Here is a 13,449-nt window from a genome sequence, read left to right as displayed (position 1 = left end):
CCGGCCGGGGTCGGGGCCCCGTAACACCCTACCCGGGGGCGGGGTGTGTTGGCTGTTTGCTGCTCCGGCGGGACGGGGTTGTGGGGCGGCGGTGGCCGCCCCTCTCCCGCCTCCGCTTCGTGCGCCCTACCTCACTTCACCGCAAGCACCAGGCTGTCCGACGGCGAGGACCAGACCGGGCGCGCCTCCCCGAAGCCCGCCTCACGGAGGGTGCGGGCGTGCCACCGCGGGGAGGGCATGTCGCCGTCCGCGTGTTCGCCGTAGATCCTGAAGCGCTCGGCGGTCGGTGCCGCGAGGACCGGGTCCTCGGCGGCGAGGACCCACCACTGGGCCCAGTCGAGCGCGCCGGCGGCCCGGGCACGGTCCCTGGCTGCGTGCCGGTGGGCTTGCTCGGCCGCGTTGATGCGGGGGGTGTCGGTGTCGATCATGTGGTCGGCGTTCATGAACACCCCGCCGTCCCGGACCAGCCGCCCGATCTGCCCGTAGAGCGCGGTGAGCGGCTCGCTGTGCAGCCAGTGCAGGGCCGTGGCGGTGAGGACGGCGTCGTACGAGGTGTGAGGGAGCAGCGTGGGCCAGTCGGGGTCCTTGAGGTCGGCGGTGACGAAGGTGACCCGGCCGTCGCCGTCGAAGGTGCCGCGGGCGATCGCGAGGAGTGCGGGGTCGAGGTCGACGCCGACGCTGGTCGCGTTCGGGAACCGCGTGAGGAGCCGGTCCGTGATACTTCCCGTACCGCACGCCAGGTCGAGGACCCTCGGCTCGGGCCCCACCAGGGCCTCGACCATGTCCAGCATCACCCGGAACCGCTCCTCGCGGTCCGGCATGTACCACTCCTGCTGGCGGTCCCAGCTCTGCTGCCAGGACTGCCAGTCGGCGCCCGTCGCCGTCTCCGTCACCCGAACCTCCAAGTAATACCCAATGATGGCGACCACCCATTACACTGGCCGCACATCGACCATAGACCGACGCCGTAAGGACTACAAGTGGAACTGGCCTATTACTCGGACTACGCCGTGCGTCTGGTCAACACCGAGGAGCCGGCCCGCAACAAGGACTCCCTCACCACGGTCGAGTCCGTACGTGACCTCTTCGGCGCCAACGCACAGGCGGCCCGCCGCGCGACCGACGCGGACGTGACCCGCTTCCGGTCCGTACGGGCCCGGCTCCGGGCGGTCTTCCAGGCGGCGGACGACGGCGACGAGACGCTGGCGGTGGACCTGCTCAACTCGCTGCTGCTGGAGTTCCCGGTGAGCCCCCAGGTCTCCGGTCACGACACCCGCGACGCGGACGGCAAGCCGGACTGGCACATGCATCTGGCCGACCATCCGTCGAACGCGACGGCCGGATTCGCCGCGATCGCGGCGATGGGCCTCGCCTTCCACCTCACCTCGCACGGCGTGGACCGGCTGGGCCTGTGCGAGGCGGCACCCTGCCGCAACGCCTACCTCGACACGTCCACCAACCGCTCACGGCGCTACTGCTCGGACCGCTGCGCGACCCGGGCCAACGTGGCGGCCTACCGCGCCCGCAAACGCCTGGAGACGGAACGATCCGGGGAGGACACGGGACGCAGCGCGCCCACCACCCAGCCGAGCACCCCGAGCACCGAGCGCTGATCCTTCCTCAGCGGCCGGTAGCGGGCCCGCACCCGGGCCAGTACGAGCTCCTCGGGCACGGCCCCGTAGTCCGTGCTGTCCCCGCCCGCGAACGAGTTGTCGCCGAGCACCCACCAGCCGCCGCCGCGCCGCTCGGCGGCCCGCTTCACCACCAGCAGGTCCTGCTGGAACGGGTGACGCAGGATCACCACGTCCCCCGGGCGCACCGGCGCCCCGTGCTGCACGAGCAGCCAGTCGCCGTGGTAGAGCGTGGGCACCATCGACGGCCCTGTCACCTCCACCACCTGGAACGACCCTCGCGCCGCCCGCCCGTTCCCCGGCCCCCGCGTCAGCTCCGGCATCCGTGGCACCTCCCGGTCCATCCTCCAGTACACGCCGTGCGCGCGGCTCCGCGCACCCGGCCACCGGTCCCGTCTTCATCCCGGACTTTTGTCCTAAGCCCATGGGGCAGCCGCTGAAAGCGGCCTCCCACGGAGTAATGTCCCACCTGAGAAGACGATCACGAGGAAGGACAGCTCCATGCTTTCCCGCCTGTTTGCCCCCAAGGTGAAGGTCAGCGCCCACTGCGACCTGCCCTGCGGCGTGTACGACCCGGCCCAGGCCCGCATCGAGGCGGAGTCCGTCAAGGCCGTCCAGGAGAAGTACCAGGCCAACGAGGACGCGGACTTCCGCACGCGCGCCGTTCTGATCAAGGAACAGCGTGCCGAGCTCGCGAAGCACCACGTCTCGGTGCTCTGGAGCGACTACTTCAAGCCGCCGCACTTCGAGAAGTACCCCGAGCTGCACCAGCTGGTCAACGACACCCTGAAGGCACTCTCCGCGGCCAAGGGTTCGAACGACCCGGCCACGGGCCAGAAGGCTCTTGACCTGATCGCCCAGATCGACAAGATCTTCTGGGAGACCAAGAAGGCTTGATCACCCGATGTGCTGACCACGGCTCCGCCGCAGGTCAGACGGGCACAGGACGAGCCCAGCCGCCTCGTGCGGCTGGGCTCTTCCGTCATCCAGGTCCCTCGATGCCCCGGTAGGTCCGCACCTCGGTCGCCGTGACCGCGCCGAACGTACCGTCGACCGATCCGGACCGGGCCCCCGGTACGCGGTCAGGTCTCGGAGCCCGGCCGAGGACCCGGCCGAGGACCCGGCCAACCCGCCCGGTCAGGCTCCCGGGAGGAGGTGCCGGTAGCTGTCCGGGTTCTCCCGGAGGTAGGCGGCCAGGGTCTTGGCCGGGTGCCCCGTGAGGGCGGGTACGGCGTTCGAGACCGGGGCCAGCTCCCCCGCCGCGATGGCCTCGTACGACGTGACCCAGCCGGCCACCTCCCAGTCCTCGGCGCCGTAACGGGCACGGGAGGCGTAGGCCTCCTCCCTGGTCTCGGGGACATAGCGGATGCTGCGGCCGGTGCGGCGGCTCAGCTCCTCGGCCGCCTCCGCGAGGGTGAACGCCTCAGGCCCTGTGAGGTCGTACGTCATGCCGTCGTGGCCTCTCCCCTCCTCCAGCAGCACGGCCGACGCCGCGTCGGCGATGTCCTCGTGTGCCACGGCGGAGACCCGTCCGTCGCCGGCCGGACCGCGCAGGACACCGTCGGTGCCCGCCATCGCGGGAAGTCCCGCCAGGTACCAGCCGTCGCGCAGGAAGGTGTGGCGCACGCCCACCATCCGCAGGTGCGCCTCGGTGTGCCAGTGGTCGCGCGCGAAGGTGAACGTCGCGTCCGGTGCGGCGCCGAGGAAGGACACGTACACGATCCGCTCCACGCCCGCGGCGACGGCCGCGTCCACCGCCGTGATGTGCTCGCGCACCCGGTCGGGGCTCTCGTGCGCGGAGACGAGGAACAGGGTGTGCGCGCCGTGGAGGGCACGGCGCATCGCCTCGCCGTCCCCGTACGGAGCGGGCGGTGCCGCGACCGCACCGGGCAGCGAGGGCAGTCTGGAGGGGTCACGGCCGAGGAGCCGCACGGGGACGCCGACACGGGCGAGCCGCCGCGCCACCCGGCCCCCCACCGCGCCGGCCGCGCCCGTCACCGCGACGAGCGGGCCGTTCACAGCGCCTCCCCGTTCTCCCGGGTCGCCGTCACGGGTGCGGACCACGGACGCACCTCCACCACGGCGTCCACCGGAAGCGGCCCGTAGATGTGCGGGAACTCCTCGCCGCCGGGTGTCAGGGCCTCGAACCGCACAGGGGCCCGGAGCCGGCCGGGGTCGATGACCAGCACCACCAGACCACCGTCGTCGTCCCCGTACAGGGCGCGGGCCACGCCGGGCAGTTGGTGCGGCAGCGAGCAGTGGATGAATCCCTCCTCGTGCACGGTGCGGCCACGGGTGGACATCTCGTACGTCCCGGTCGCGCGGGCGGCCTCCCACAGGGGCGCTTCGGTGAGGTGCAGCAGCTGTCTGGTCATCGGGCCACGCTAAGCGCTTCCGGGCGCCGCGAGGAGCTTCGCCTCGGTCCGCGCGTCAAGGCCGAGCGCCGGCCGGTCCGGCCGCTGCGGCGCCGTGCCGCCCAGCTCACACAGCCAGGACCAGGTGTCGGCGACCGTCTCACCGACGGGTCTGCAGCGCAGCCCCGCCGCATGCGCCTTCCGGGTGTCGCCGCGGTGCAGGGTGTCGTGGAGCTCCCCGGCGGGCAGCCAGACCGGCAGGTCCGTCCAGGGCTCGACACCTGCCGCGAGGAGGACCTCCGGATCGGTCCAGCGCAGGTCGGCCCCGGAACCGGTGGCCCGGACACAGGCGTCGAGCAACTCCCCCATGGTGGCGTGCCCGGGGCGGCTGACCGTGTTGTACGCCCCGCCCAGGCCGTCCGCCGCGGCGTCCAGCAGCCACTCCGCCAGGTCGCGGGCGTCGATGTACTGGAGCCCGGCGTCCGGTGGGCCCGGCGCGATCACCGGGCCGCCTCGGGCGACCCGGTTGAGCCACCAGGGCAGCCTGCCCACGTTCTCCCCGGGACCGAGGATCAGGCCGGCCCGGGCCAGCAGCGCCCGGTCACCGAAGGCTTCCAGCGCCGCCAACTCCCCGCCGCGCTTGGCCAGGGCGTACGGAACGTCCGCTCCGGCGTCGGGCGAGGCGCCCTCCACCAGCGGCCCCTCCTCCGTCAGTCCGGCCGGGGTGGGAGCGGCGTACACGGAGCGGCTGGAGACGTATATGAAGCGGTCGGCCCGGCCGGACAGCAGCCCGGCGGCGTCCCGGACGGCCGAGGGCGCGCCGCTCCAGGTGTCGACGACCAGGTCCCAGGTGCCCTCGGCCAGGGCGGCGAGGCCCGCCTCGCCCGTCGTACGGTCACCGGTCAGGGTCCGCACGCCCGGCGGTGGCGCGTGACGGCCCCGGTGGAACACGGTGACCTGCGCTCCCCGGGTGAGCGCCGCCTCGGTGACGGCTCGTCCGACGAACTCCGTACCGCCCAGCATCAAGATCCTCATGGGGTGGTCCTGCCCGTGCGGACCTGTCCGGGAAACGGCGCCTCGCTGTCGGCAGAACGGGGAACTCTCCCGGGCGGCCGGACACCGCGGGGAGAGTCAGGGCAGGTGTGCCAGAGGGCTGCGATGGCGCAGCAGCCACCGGTGGTAGTCCGCCGCCCGCCGGGCCGCCTCGCGGTATGCCGCCTCCAGCTCCCCGTACACCGCGTCCATGTCCGCGCCCGGCCGGGAGACCAGCAGCAGCCGCACCGCCAGCGGATCGCCGCGCAGGGGACGGATCGCCATGTCGTCGCGTGGACCCGACGTGGGCTGGCAGGGGGCCACCGCCTCGCCGAGCACCACCAGCGAGGCCGCCGTGAGGTAGTCGCCGTGCAGCACGGGCGGATCGAGGCCGGCGGCGCCCAGCACCCGGCGGACCCCGTCCCATTCGCCGTCCACCGACGGGTCGACCATCCAGCGGTCGGTGGCCAGGTCGTCGAGGTCCACCACGGGACGGCCGGCCGCCGGGTGGTCGCGGGACAGGGAGATGAACTGCGGCTCGCGCTCCAGGAGTACACGCTGCCGCAGACCGTCCGGAACGGGCAGCGGACAGCCCTCCACCTCGTGCACGAAGGCCACGTCGAGCCGGCCGGCCGCCACCGCGCCCAGCAGCGCGCGGGCCGAGACATCGACCCGCAGGGAGATGTCGGTCCCCGGCAGGCGCACCCGCAGCCTGCTCAGCCAGCCGCCGATGACCCGGCTGGCGGTGGACCCGATGCGCAGGCGGGGGCCACCGGACCGGGCGGCTTCGGCCTCCGCCATCGCCGCACCGACGAGTGCGGACATGCCGTCCACCAGGGGTCGCGCGCGGCTGAGGACGGCGCGTCCGAGCAGGGTCGGTCGGCAGCCCGTCCGTTCACGGCGGAAGAGCTCCGCGCCCATCGACTTCTCGATCCGCTGGAGCTGGGTGGTCAGCGAGGGCTGGCTGACGCCCAGCCGCCGGGCCGCTTGGTGCAGGCTGCCCGTGTCGGCGATGGCGCAGAGCGCCTTGAGGTGCCTCACCTCCAGCTCCATGACGCCGAGCGTATGGCTGTTCGTACGCCGCGCACCAGATGGCGCAACCCCACTAAACGCCCCGATTCAGGGGGTGTCGGGGCGACCCGAGTGTGCCGGTGCCGAGCGGTTCCTGTGGGGGGCGATAGGGCGGCGTTATCGCCGGTTGACATCATCCGCCGGGGCACCGTCGGGCCCGACACTCTGTCCGTACCCCCCACCCGTTCCCCGTCCGGTCGCCGGACGGGGTTCATCGGACAGGTTGGAGAACCCCCCGTGAGACACCCCAGGACAGCCATCATGTCGGCCGTGGCAGGTCTCGGTCTCGGCCTCGCCGCCGCGCTGGGCACCACCCCGGCGGTCGCCGCCGCACCGGCTCCCGTCGCGCCCTCCGCCTCCGTCTCCAACGCGCAGGCCGGCTATGCCGCGTACGCGGGTTCGAGCGAGAACGCCGCCGCCAACAAGGCCTTCTTCGACGCCGTGATGAAGTCGGTCGCCGAGAAGCGCGCCGCCAAGCCGGGCGTCCAGGCCGTCACCGTCGTCTACAGCACCACGAACGCCCCCAGCTTCCGTAGCCAGATAGCGAGCAGCACCCGCATCTGGAACGGCTCGGTCGGCAACGTCAAGCTGCAGGAGGGCTCGAACGCCGACTTCGCCTACTACGAGGGCAACGACTCGCGGGGCTCGTACGCGAGCACGGACGGGCACGGAAGCGGCTACATCTTCCTCGACTACGCCCAGAACCAGCGGTACAACTCGACCCGGGTCACGGCTCATGAGACCGGCCACGTGCTCGGGCTGCCCGATCACTACACCGGTCCGTGCAGCGAACTCATGTCGGGCGGCGGCCCCGGCACCTCCTGCACGAACGCCTACCCGAACGCCAACGAGCGTTCGAGGGTGAACTACCTCTGGCAGAACGGCTTCGCGGCCGCTCTCGCCGCCGCCACTTCCTGACCGGCACCGGTGGGGCCGCTCCTGCCCCGGAGCGGCCCCACCGGCATGCCAGGGGCGCCGTCAGGCGAGCTCCAGCGGGAAGGCGCCCCGGTGCCCGGTGCCCGCCCCCTCCGCCGGACGCGGCTCGAACTCCCGGCAGCTCCAGATTTCCTGGACGAATCCCGTCCGCCGTTCCCACAGGTCGGCGACGTCACCGCCGCCCGCCGCGTCGCGGTACGCGTCCTTCGCCCCGCGGAAACAGGCGAGTCCGCCGGAGAGCCCGCGCAGGGGCGTGGGGAAGTAGTCGGAGAAGGCGCAGGCGATACAGGTCTGCAGGTGTATGCCGGGCGGGAGGATGCGCTGGACCGTGGCCAGCGCGGCCGCGAAGTCGCCCTCGGCGCGGTTGGATTCGTACACCGCCCCGTCCAGGTGGAGCGCGAGGTACAGATCGGGGTCCGCGCGGCGCAGGGACAGCAGGCAGCTGAGCGTGGCCTGGCGGAGCGTGCCGGAGACGAGCACCGGGATCGGGAGGTCCCACTCCAGTACGCAGTCGCTGAGCGCGCCGTCGACCAGGTCGAACACGCCCTCCTCGGGCGGTACGCCGGCCACGGGGCCCAGACCGTCGAAGCTCACGCCCTCGAAGTCGGTACCCCTGACCCGGATGCGGAGCTGCTGTCCGTCCGTGGTGAGAATCACGGCCGCGGAACCATGACGGTCCCGGTACCAGCCTGCCCACGACTCATCTGTCATGAGCAGGGACTGTAGCCCGTGTCCGGTGTCCGCCCCGTGGCGCCCTCCCCTTCCGCGACCTTCGCCCGGGTGCCGGTCAGCCGTTCTGCGGTTCGCGCCACATGGGCCACATGGAGGGCCCGTCCGGAAGGTCGACGGTCCGCCCCACGAAGGTGAAACCGAGCCGTTCGTAGAGGCCGCGGCTGCGCTCGCTGCTCGCCTCCAGGTAGGCCGGGACCCCCTCGCGGTCGCATCGGTCCAGCACCCCGCCGATCAGTGCTTCCCCGAGCCCTTCCCCCTGGCGCTCCGGGGAGACGCCGATCAGCAGCAGGTACTCGTGCGCCCTGTCGTGCGGATGGACCGCTCCCGTCAGCCTCCCCACCAGCTCGGCCCTTTCGTTTCCGGGGTCCGAGGCCTCCCGCATGCGTGCGGGCGCGTCCCCGCCCCCCTCGGGTGCGCCCGCGGGCACGGAGAACCAGAGTGCCGCGGCCGTGCCGTCCTCCAGCAGGTCGACACGGCCTCCCGCCAGCGTGATGTCGGCGAAGACCCCGAGGAACGCCCCGTGCACCGCGCGCCGGTGTTCCTCGTCCGGGAAGACCCAACTGCTGACCGGATCGTCGTGGAGCGCCTCCTCCAGGATCCGTACGACCTGATCCCTGTCCCGCCCGTCCGCCCGCCGTACGCGTACGCCCATGCGCCCCGCCCCCATCGACCCCGTAAGTGATCCCGACCGACTTACGGGATCCTAGAGTTGAACCAGGTCGCCGGTCACGGACCGGTGGCTCTCAGTGTGTTCTGCGGGTGACGAACTCCGCGAGGGCCAGCAGGTCGCCGGCCGCGGCCGGATCGGGCACCGCACGGGACAGATGGTGGACGGCGCGGGCCATCCGGTCCGCCGCGCAGATCTGTGCCCAGTCACGGCCACCCGCCCGGTCGACCGCGTCGGCGGCCCGGCTCACCTCGCCCGGGGTGGTCATGGCGCCCCTGTAGAGCGCGGCGAGCTCGGCCGCCGCGGGCGTGCCCGACGTGAGGGCCGCCACCACCGGCAGGGACTTCTTGTGGGCCACCAGATCCGCCCCGACCGGTTTGCCCGTGCGGGCGGTGTCCCCCCAGATGCCGATCAGGTCGTCGATGAGCTGGAAGGCGAGTCCCGCCTCCCTGCCGAAGCCGTCCATGGCCCCGGCCTCCCGCTCCCCCGCTCCCGCGTACAGCGCGCCGAGCGCACAGGCGCAGCCCAGCAGAGCACCGGTCTTCGCGGTGGCCATCGTGAGGCACTCGTCGAGTGTGACGTCTTCGGGGCCGCGCTCCTCCAGGGCGCAGTCGGCCTGTTGTCCCGCGCACAGCTCGATGACGCAGGTGGAGAGCCGCGCCGAGGCCCGGCCGGACGCGGGGTGCGGGTCGTCCGCCAGCAGCCGCTGGGCGAGGGCGAGCATCGCGTCGCCGGTGATGACCGCGTCCGGCACGCCGAACACCGCCCAGGCCGTGGGGCGGTGCCTGCGGGTGGCGTCCTCGTCGATGACGTCGTCGTGGAGCAGCGTGAAGTTGTGCGCCAGCTCCACGGCGACGGCCGCCCGCATCGCCGCTTCCTGGTCGCCGCCCAGCGCGCGGGCGGCGGCCAGGACGAGCGCGGGCCTGATGGCCTTGCCGGCCTGTCCGGAGGCAGGGCTTCCGTCGGCGTTCTGCCAGCCGAAGTGGTACATCGCGACCCGGCGTATGCCTCCGGGCAACGATTCCACGGCCGCGCGGAGATGCGGATCGACGATGCTGCGGGTGCGCTCCAGGAGCGCGGCAGCCTCGTGTCCTTCGGTCGCGGCGTCCGTACTCGTCATGGTCACGGTCACTCCTTCCGGGCGCCACGGAGGCACCCTGGTGGCGGCCTGCGCGTACGGGGCCCGGGCGGGGCGGCCGCCCGCCCGGGCCCCCGGGCGGATCACCGCCAGCGGCTCACCTCGACGTTCTCCAGGACTCCGAGGGCGTCGGGCACCAGCACGGCCGCGGAGTAGTAGGCCGTCACCAGGTACGAGATGATCGCCTGCTCGTCGATGCCCATGAACCGGACCGACAGGCTCGGCTCGATCTCGTCCGGGATGCCGCTCTGCTGCAGTCCGATGACGCCCTGGTCCGCCTCACCGGTCCTCATGCAGATGATCGACGTGGTGCGGGCGTCGGTTACCGGGATCTTGTTGCACGGGAAGATCGGGACCCCGCGCCAGGCCGGCACGTGGTGTCCGCCGACCTCCACGCTCTCCGGCACCAGTCCGCGCCTGTTGCACTCGCGGCCGAAGGCGGCGATGGCCCGCGGATGGGCGAGGAACAGCTTCGACCCGCGCCGGCGCGACAGCAGCTCGTCCATGTCGTCGGGGCCGGGCGCCCCCTCGTGGGGCTGGAGCCGCTGCCCGTAGTCGCAGTTGTTGAGCAGCCCGAACTCCCGGTTGTTGATGAGCTCGTGCTCCTGGCGCTCGCGCAGCGCCTCGACCGTCAGCCGCAGCTGCTGCTCGGTCTGGTTCATCGGCTGGTTGTAGAGGTCGGCGACCCTGCTGTGGACCTTCAGCACCGTCTGGGCGACGCTCAGTTCGTACTCGCGCGGCGCCGACTCGTAGTCGACGAAGGTGTGCGGGACGACGCTCTCGCCCACGTGTCCAGCCGAGAGGTCGATCGCCGCCTCGCCGTAGCCGTTGGTGCGCTGGTGCGGAATGGCGAGCAGCCCGGCCAGGTGATCCCTGAGGGAGTCGGCGCGGTCGGCCAGGTTGAACACGTCCGAACGCCGCAGCGTGAGCAGGGTGCAGGCGGTCACGGCGCGGGCCGTGTACTCCCATGCCGCGTCGCCGTCGACCAGCGCGTGGTCGCCGAAATAGGCGCCGTCGGCTAGGACTCCGAGCACCGTCTCGTCGCCGTACGGTCCGGAGCCGACCTTCTCGACCTTGCCGTGGGCCAGCAGGAACACACGGTCCGCCGCGTCGCCCGACGCGGCGAGCACCTCACCGGGGCCCACCTCGGTCTGCTCGCACCTGCGCGCCAGCTCGGCCAGGACCTCCTCGTCCCCGAAGTCCCGCAGGGCGGGCAGCTCGCCGAGCTCGGCGGGAATGACCGTCACCTCGTCGCCCGTCTGGACGAACGTCACCCTGCCGTCCCCGACCGAGTGGCTCAGCCGGCGGTTCACGCGGTACGTGCCGCCCTGCACCTGGACCCACGGCAGCATGCGCAGCAGCCACCGCGAGCTGATCTCCTGCATCTGCGGGGCGGACTTGGTCGTCGTCGCGAGGTTCCGCGCAGCTGCCGTACCGAGACTCTGCTGCGGCGGCTGCTGCGTGTCGCGAACCTCTTCACCAACGGACATCCGACATCCTCTCGATCATGGACTGACCTGCCGAAGAAGCCTTTCAGCAGGAGGACTCGGGCGCTATTACACAAAAGAGTGTGACTAATCGGGCTCCTGTCGGGGCACGCTGCCCTGCGTCGCCGCGCGCACCCCTTAAGTTGCATCGTTGATGCAACTTATCTAGGCTGCGCACATGCGGCTGACGAGATTCACCGACGTGGCACTCCGCGTGCTCATGCGCTTGGCCGTCGTGTCGGGGAGCGAGGACCCGCCGACCACCCGGGAGGTGGCGGCCACCATGCAGGTGCCCTACACCCACGCGGCCAAGGTCGTCGCCCGCCTCCAGCATCTCGGCCTGGTCGACGCGCGACGCGGCCGCGGGGGCGGGCTCACCCTCACCGAAGGCGGCCGGTCCGCGTCCATCGGCGGACTCGTGCGAGAGCTGGAAGGCCCGGGCGAGGTCGTCGACTGCGACGGGGACGCCCCCTGCCCGCTGCGCTCCGCGTGCCGACTCCGCTCCGCGCTCCGCCTGGCCGAGGAGGCTTTCCACGCCTCACTCGACCCGATCACGGTCGCGGATCTCGTCTCCTCCCCCACCGGCCCGCTGCTGATCGGCATCAGCACCGGCCGTCCCGCCCCCGCCTGACAGCACGCGCCCCACCGCGTGCGCCGACCGCCGCCCAAAAATACGCATCTCATATACCAATTCCAGTCGCCTTCATCCGCACCTCTTCCACACCTGAGGAGTCATCGATGCTCTCCGAGACGTCGACCGCCACCGTCCGAGCCACCCTGCCCGCCGTCGGCGCGGCCATAGGCGACATCGCGGACCTCTTCTACCGGAAGCTCTTCGACGCCCATCCGGAACTGCTCAGCGACCTGTTCAACCGGGGCAACCAGGCCTCGGGCACGCAGCGCCAGGCACTCGCGGGCTCCATCGCGGCCTTCGCCGCCCACCTGATCGAACACCCGGACACCCGCCCCGACGTGATGCTGGGCCGCATCGCCAACAAGCACGCCTCCCTGGGCGTCACCGCCCCGCAGTACAAGGTCGTGCACACCCATCTCTTCGCCGCCATCGCCGAGGTGCTCGGCGACGCGGTCACCCCCGAGGTCGCCGCGGCCTGGGACGAGGTCTACTGGCTGATGGCCAACGCCTTGGTCGCCGTCGAGAACCGGCTGTACGCCCAACAGGGCGTCGAGGCGGGTGACGTGTGGCGCGAGTGGACGGTGAGCTCACGGACCGAGGAGACCGAGGATGTGGCCACCTTCCGGATCACCCCGTCCGACGGCGCGCCCGCCCCCGGCTTCCGCCCCGGCCAGTACGTCTCCGTACAGGTGGAACTCCCCGACGGCGCGCGCCAGATACGCCAGTACAGCCTCTCCCGCGCACCGGGCTCCACCCTGCGCTCCTTCTCCGTCAAGCGGGTGCGGGGCGAAGGCACCCCCGACGGCGAGGTGTCCCGGCACCTGCACGCGCGTGTCCGCGAGGGTGATCGGCTGCGCGTCTCCGCCCCGTACGGCGACCTGGTGATCGAGGACAGGGACGCACCGCTGCTCCTCGCCTCCGCGGGCATCGGCTGCACGCCGATCCTGTCGATGCTGGAAGCCCTCGCGGCCGACGGACACGGCTCCCCCGTCACCGTCGTGCACGGCGACCGGTCGCCCGCCGACCACGCCCTGCGCGCCGACCACGCACTGCTCACCGGCAAGCTGCGGGACGGCACCGCGCACTTCTGGTACGAGACCCCCGAGCCCGGCCTCCCCGCGCAGCGCGCGGGCAGGGTCGACCTGGCGGACCTCCGGATCGCCCCGGGAACCCACGCCTACCTCTGCGGCCCCCTGCCCTTCATGCGCGCCGTCCGCTCCCAGCTGCTCTCCGAGGGTGTGGCGGCGGCCGACATCCACTACGAGGTGTTCGGCCCCGACCTGTGGCTCGCACAGGCCTGATCCCGCACCGCCCGCCGCCCGCCCCCGCCCGCTCGCGGGCCTGTCCGGATCGGCTCGCACGCAACCCGAACAGGCAGACCGGAACATCGCGTTCCGGTACAAAGGACGGCCGGGTCAACCTGGGTCGGCTACGGGCGCACCAACCACGCCGGGCTCGGCGACGACGACGTCATGCGCGCCGCCATCGCCGAGAAGCGCCTCCCGGCGGACAACGAGGCCGACACCGACGGGAACCGGCACCTCTACGGCTTCGAGTGCGCGAACCCGGGCGACGGACAGGACCCCTGGCCCGCCGCCCAGCTCGAAGCCGTCGAGAAGGCCGCGGCGGCGGCCTGCCGCTTCCACGGCTGGGACGCCCCCTCGGTCATCGGCCACCGGGAGTGGCAGCCCGGCAAGGTCGACCCGCGCGGCCTCTCGATGGCCGGCCTGCGCACCCGGATCCACGACAGGCTGAAGTAGCCGCCCG

15 protein-coding genes and 1 pseudogene are annotated in these 13,449 nt (G+C 72.3%); 6 read left to right on the top strand and 10 right to left on the bottom strand.

Going from position 1 to position 13,449, the window contains the following annotated elements:
• Nucleotides 1-131: 131 nt before the first annotated feature.
• Nucleotides 132-893 (bottom strand): class I SAM-dependent methyltransferase, encoded by a 762-nt coding sequence (locus tag ACFWVP_RS15230; protein WP_384496809.1) that lies wholly within the window; start codon nt 891-893, stop codon nt 132-134.
• An 87-nt stretch (nt 894-980) separates the two neighbouring features.
• On the opposite strand from ACFWVP_RS15230, the gene ACFWVP_RS15225 reads away from it, so the two are divergent.
• The gene (locus tag ACFWVP_RS15225) at nt 981-1,613 is read left to right on the top strand and encodes a CGNR zinc finger domain-containing protein (protein ID WP_384496807.1); all 633 of its coding nucleotides are present in this window, start codon (nt 981-983) and stop codon (nt 1,611-1,613) included.
• Here the strand turns inward: ACFWVP_RS15225 and sodX are convergent.
• The gene (gene sodX, locus ACFWVP_RS15220; protein WP_384496806.1) at nt 1,514-1,954 is read right to left on the bottom strand and encodes a nickel-type superoxide dismutase maturation protease; all 441 of its coding nucleotides are present in this window, start codon (nt 1,952-1,954) and stop codon (nt 1,514-1,516) included. The two genes, ACFWVP_RS15225 and sodX, sit on opposite strands and share 100 nt — an antisense overlap.
• Nucleotides 1,955-2,132: 178 nt before the next feature.
• On the opposite strand from sodX, the gene sodN reads away from it, so the two are divergent.
• Nucleotides 2,133-2,528, top strand: a complete 396-nt coding sequence (sodN, locus tag ACFWVP_RS15215) for a superoxide dismutase, Ni (protein WP_033298259.1) — start codon at nt 2,133-2,135, stop codon at nt 2,526-2,528.
• 240 nt (nt 2,529-2,768) lie between these two features.
• Here the strand turns inward: sodN and ACFWVP_RS15210 are convergent, their stop codons facing one another.
• From ACFWVP_RS15210 to ACFWVP_RS15195, 4 genes are all read right to left on the bottom strand, one after another.
• Nucleotides 2,769-3,650 (bottom strand): NAD(P)H-binding protein, encoded by an 882-nt coding sequence (locus tag ACFWVP_RS15210; protein ID WP_384496805.1) that lies wholly within the window; start codon nt 3,648-3,650, stop codon nt 2,769-2,771.
• Nucleotides 3,647-4,006 (bottom strand): DUF952 domain-containing protein, encoded by a 360-nt coding sequence (locus ACFWVP_RS15205; RefSeq protein WP_384496803.1) that lies wholly within the window; start codon nt 4,004-4,006, stop codon nt 3,647-3,649. The genes ACFWVP_RS15210 and ACFWVP_RS15205 overlap by 4 nt, the downstream gene beginning before the upstream one ends.
• Nucleotides 4,007-4,015: 9 nt before the next feature.
• Entirely contained in the window at nt 4,016-5,020 is a 1,005-nt protein-coding gene (locus tag ACFWVP_RS15200) for an NAD-dependent epimerase/dehydratase family protein (protein ID WP_384496801.1), read from the bottom strand.
• 96 nt (nt 5,021-5,116) lie between these two features.
• Complete coding sequence (locus tag ACFWVP_RS15195; RefSeq protein ID WP_384496799.1) at nt 5,117-6,070, bottom strand: LysR family transcriptional regulator; 954 nt, start codon at nt 6,068-6,070, stop codon at nt 5,117-5,119.
• Nucleotides 6,071-6,349: 279 nt separating this feature from the next.
• On the opposite strand from ACFWVP_RS15195, the gene snpA reads away from it, so the two are divergent.
• The gene (gene snpA, locus ACFWVP_RS15190) at nt 6,350-7,006 is read left to right on the top strand and encodes a snapalysin (RefSeq protein ID WP_384496798.1); all 657 of its coding nucleotides are present in this window, start codon (nt 6,350-6,352) and stop codon (nt 7,004-7,006) included.
• 60 nt (nt 7,007-7,066) lie between these two features.
• Here snpA and ACFWVP_RS15185 read toward each other — a convergent pair whose 3' ends face one another.
• The 4 genes from ACFWVP_RS15185 to ACFWVP_RS15170 all read right to left on the bottom strand — a co-directional run bounded on the left by ACFWVP_RS15185 (nt 7,067) and on the right by ACFWVP_RS15170 (nt 11,051).
• Nucleotides 7,067-7,735: a DUF6304 family protein gene (locus ACFWVP_RS15185; RefSeq protein WP_384496796.1), complete on the bottom strand. Its 669-nt coding sequence runs from the start codon at nt 7,733-7,735 to the stop codon at nt 7,067-7,069.
• Nucleotides 7,736-7,811: 76 nt separating this feature from the next.
• Nucleotides 7,812-8,408, bottom strand: coding sequence for a GNAT family N-acetyltransferase (locus ACFWVP_RS15180; protein WP_384496794.1), 597 nt, complete (start codon nt 8,406-8,408; stop codon nt 7,812-7,814).
• Between the two features lie 91 nt (nt 8,409-8,499).
• Nucleotides 8,500-9,543 carry a family 2 encapsulin nanocompartment cargo protein polyprenyl transferase gene (locus ACFWVP_RS15175; RefSeq protein ID WP_384496793.1) on the bottom strand — a complete coding sequence of 348 codons (1,044 nt, stop codon included), beginning with the start codon at nt 9,541-9,543 and terminating at the stop codon, nt 8,500-8,502.
• Between the two features lie 101 nt (nt 9,544-9,644).
• The gene (locus ACFWVP_RS15170; protein ID WP_384496791.1) at nt 9,645-11,051 is read right to left on the bottom strand and encodes a family 2B encapsulin nanocompartment shell protein; all 1,407 of its coding nucleotides are present in this window, start codon (nt 11,049-11,051) and stop codon (nt 9,645-9,647) included.
• Between the two features lie 175 nt (nt 11,052-11,226).
• Between ACFWVP_RS15170 and ACFWVP_RS15165 the strand changes: the two genes are divergently transcribed.
• From ACFWVP_RS15165 to ACFWVP_RS15155, 3 genes and pseudogenes are all read left to right on the top strand, one after another.
• A complete protein-coding gene (locus tag ACFWVP_RS15165; RefSeq protein WP_384496789.1) occupies nt 11,227-11,679 on the top strand; it encodes an RrF2 family transcriptional regulator in 453 nt (150 codons plus the stop codon).
• Between the two features lie 107 nt (nt 11,680-11,786).
• On the top strand, nt 11,787-12,983 hold the full coding sequence (locus tag ACFWVP_RS15160) for a globin domain-containing protein (protein ID WP_384496787.1): 1,197 nt from the start codon (nt 11,787-11,789) through the stop codon (nt 12,981-12,983).
• A gap of 98 nt (nt 12,984-13,081) precedes the next feature.
• Nucleotides 13,082-13,442 (top strand): annotated as a pseudogene (locus tag ACFWVP_RS15155) (N-acetylmuramoyl-L-alanine amidase); the annotation flags it as partial.
• Nucleotides 13,443-13,449: the final 7 nt, after the last annotated feature.

Origin of the sequence: Streptomyces sp. NPDC058637 (assembly GCF_042717325.1) — a bacterium.
Classification (GTDB): domain Bacteria; phylum Actinomycetota; class Actinomycetes; order Streptomycetales; family Streptomycetaceae; genus Streptomyces.
This window is presented reverse-complemented; position numbering and strand designations above follow the sequence as displayed.

Bases quoted from the DNA above. Each gene is read 5' to 3' on its own strand.
- ACFWVP_RS15170 (WP_384496791.1), bottom strand. From the start codon at position 11,051: ATGTCCGTTGGTGAAGAGGTTCGCGACACGCAGCAGCCGCCGCAGCAG.
- ACFWVP_RS15200 (WP_384496801.1), bottom strand. From the start codon at position 5,020: ATGAGGATCTTGATGCTGGGCGGTACGGAGTTCGTCGGACGAGCCGTC.
- ACFWVP_RS15195 (WP_384496799.1), bottom strand. From the start codon at position 6,070: ATGGAGCTGGAGGTGAGGCACCTCAAGGCGCTCTGCGCCATCGCCGAC.
- ACFWVP_RS15205 (WP_384496803.1), bottom strand. From the start codon at position 4,006: ATGACCAGACAGCTGCTGCACCTCACCGAAGCGCCCCTGTGGGAGGCC.
- sodX (WP_384496806.1), bottom strand. From the start codon at position 1,954: ATGCCGGAGCTGACGCGGGGGCCGGGGAACGGGCGGGCGGCGCGAGGG.
- ACFWVP_RS15180 (WP_384496794.1), bottom strand. From the start codon at position 8,408: ATGGGCGTACGCGTACGGCGGGCGGACGGGCGGGACAGGGATCAGGTC.
- sodN (WP_033298259.1), top strand. From the start codon at position 2,133: ATGCTTTCCCGCCTGTTTGCCCCCAAGGTGAAGGTCAGCGCCCACTGC.
- ACFWVP_RS15175 (WP_384496793.1), bottom strand. From the start codon at position 9,543: ATGACGAGTACGGACGCCGCGACCGAAGGACACGAGGCTGCCGCGCTC.
- ACFWVP_RS15185 (WP_384496796.1), bottom strand. From the start codon at position 7,735: ATGACAGATGAGTCGTGGGCAGGCTGGTACCGGGACCGTCATGGTTCC.
- snpA (WP_384496798.1), top strand. From the start codon at position 6,350: ATGTCGGCCGTGGCAGGTCTCGGTCTCGGCCTCGCCGCCGCGCTGGGC.
- ACFWVP_RS15165 (WP_384496789.1), top strand. From the start codon at position 11,227: ATGCGGCTGACGAGATTCACCGACGTGGCACTCCGCGTGCTCATGCGC.
- ACFWVP_RS15160 (WP_384496787.1), top strand. From the start codon at position 11,787: ATGCTCTCCGAGACGTCGACCGCCACCGTCCGAGCCACCCTGCCCGCC.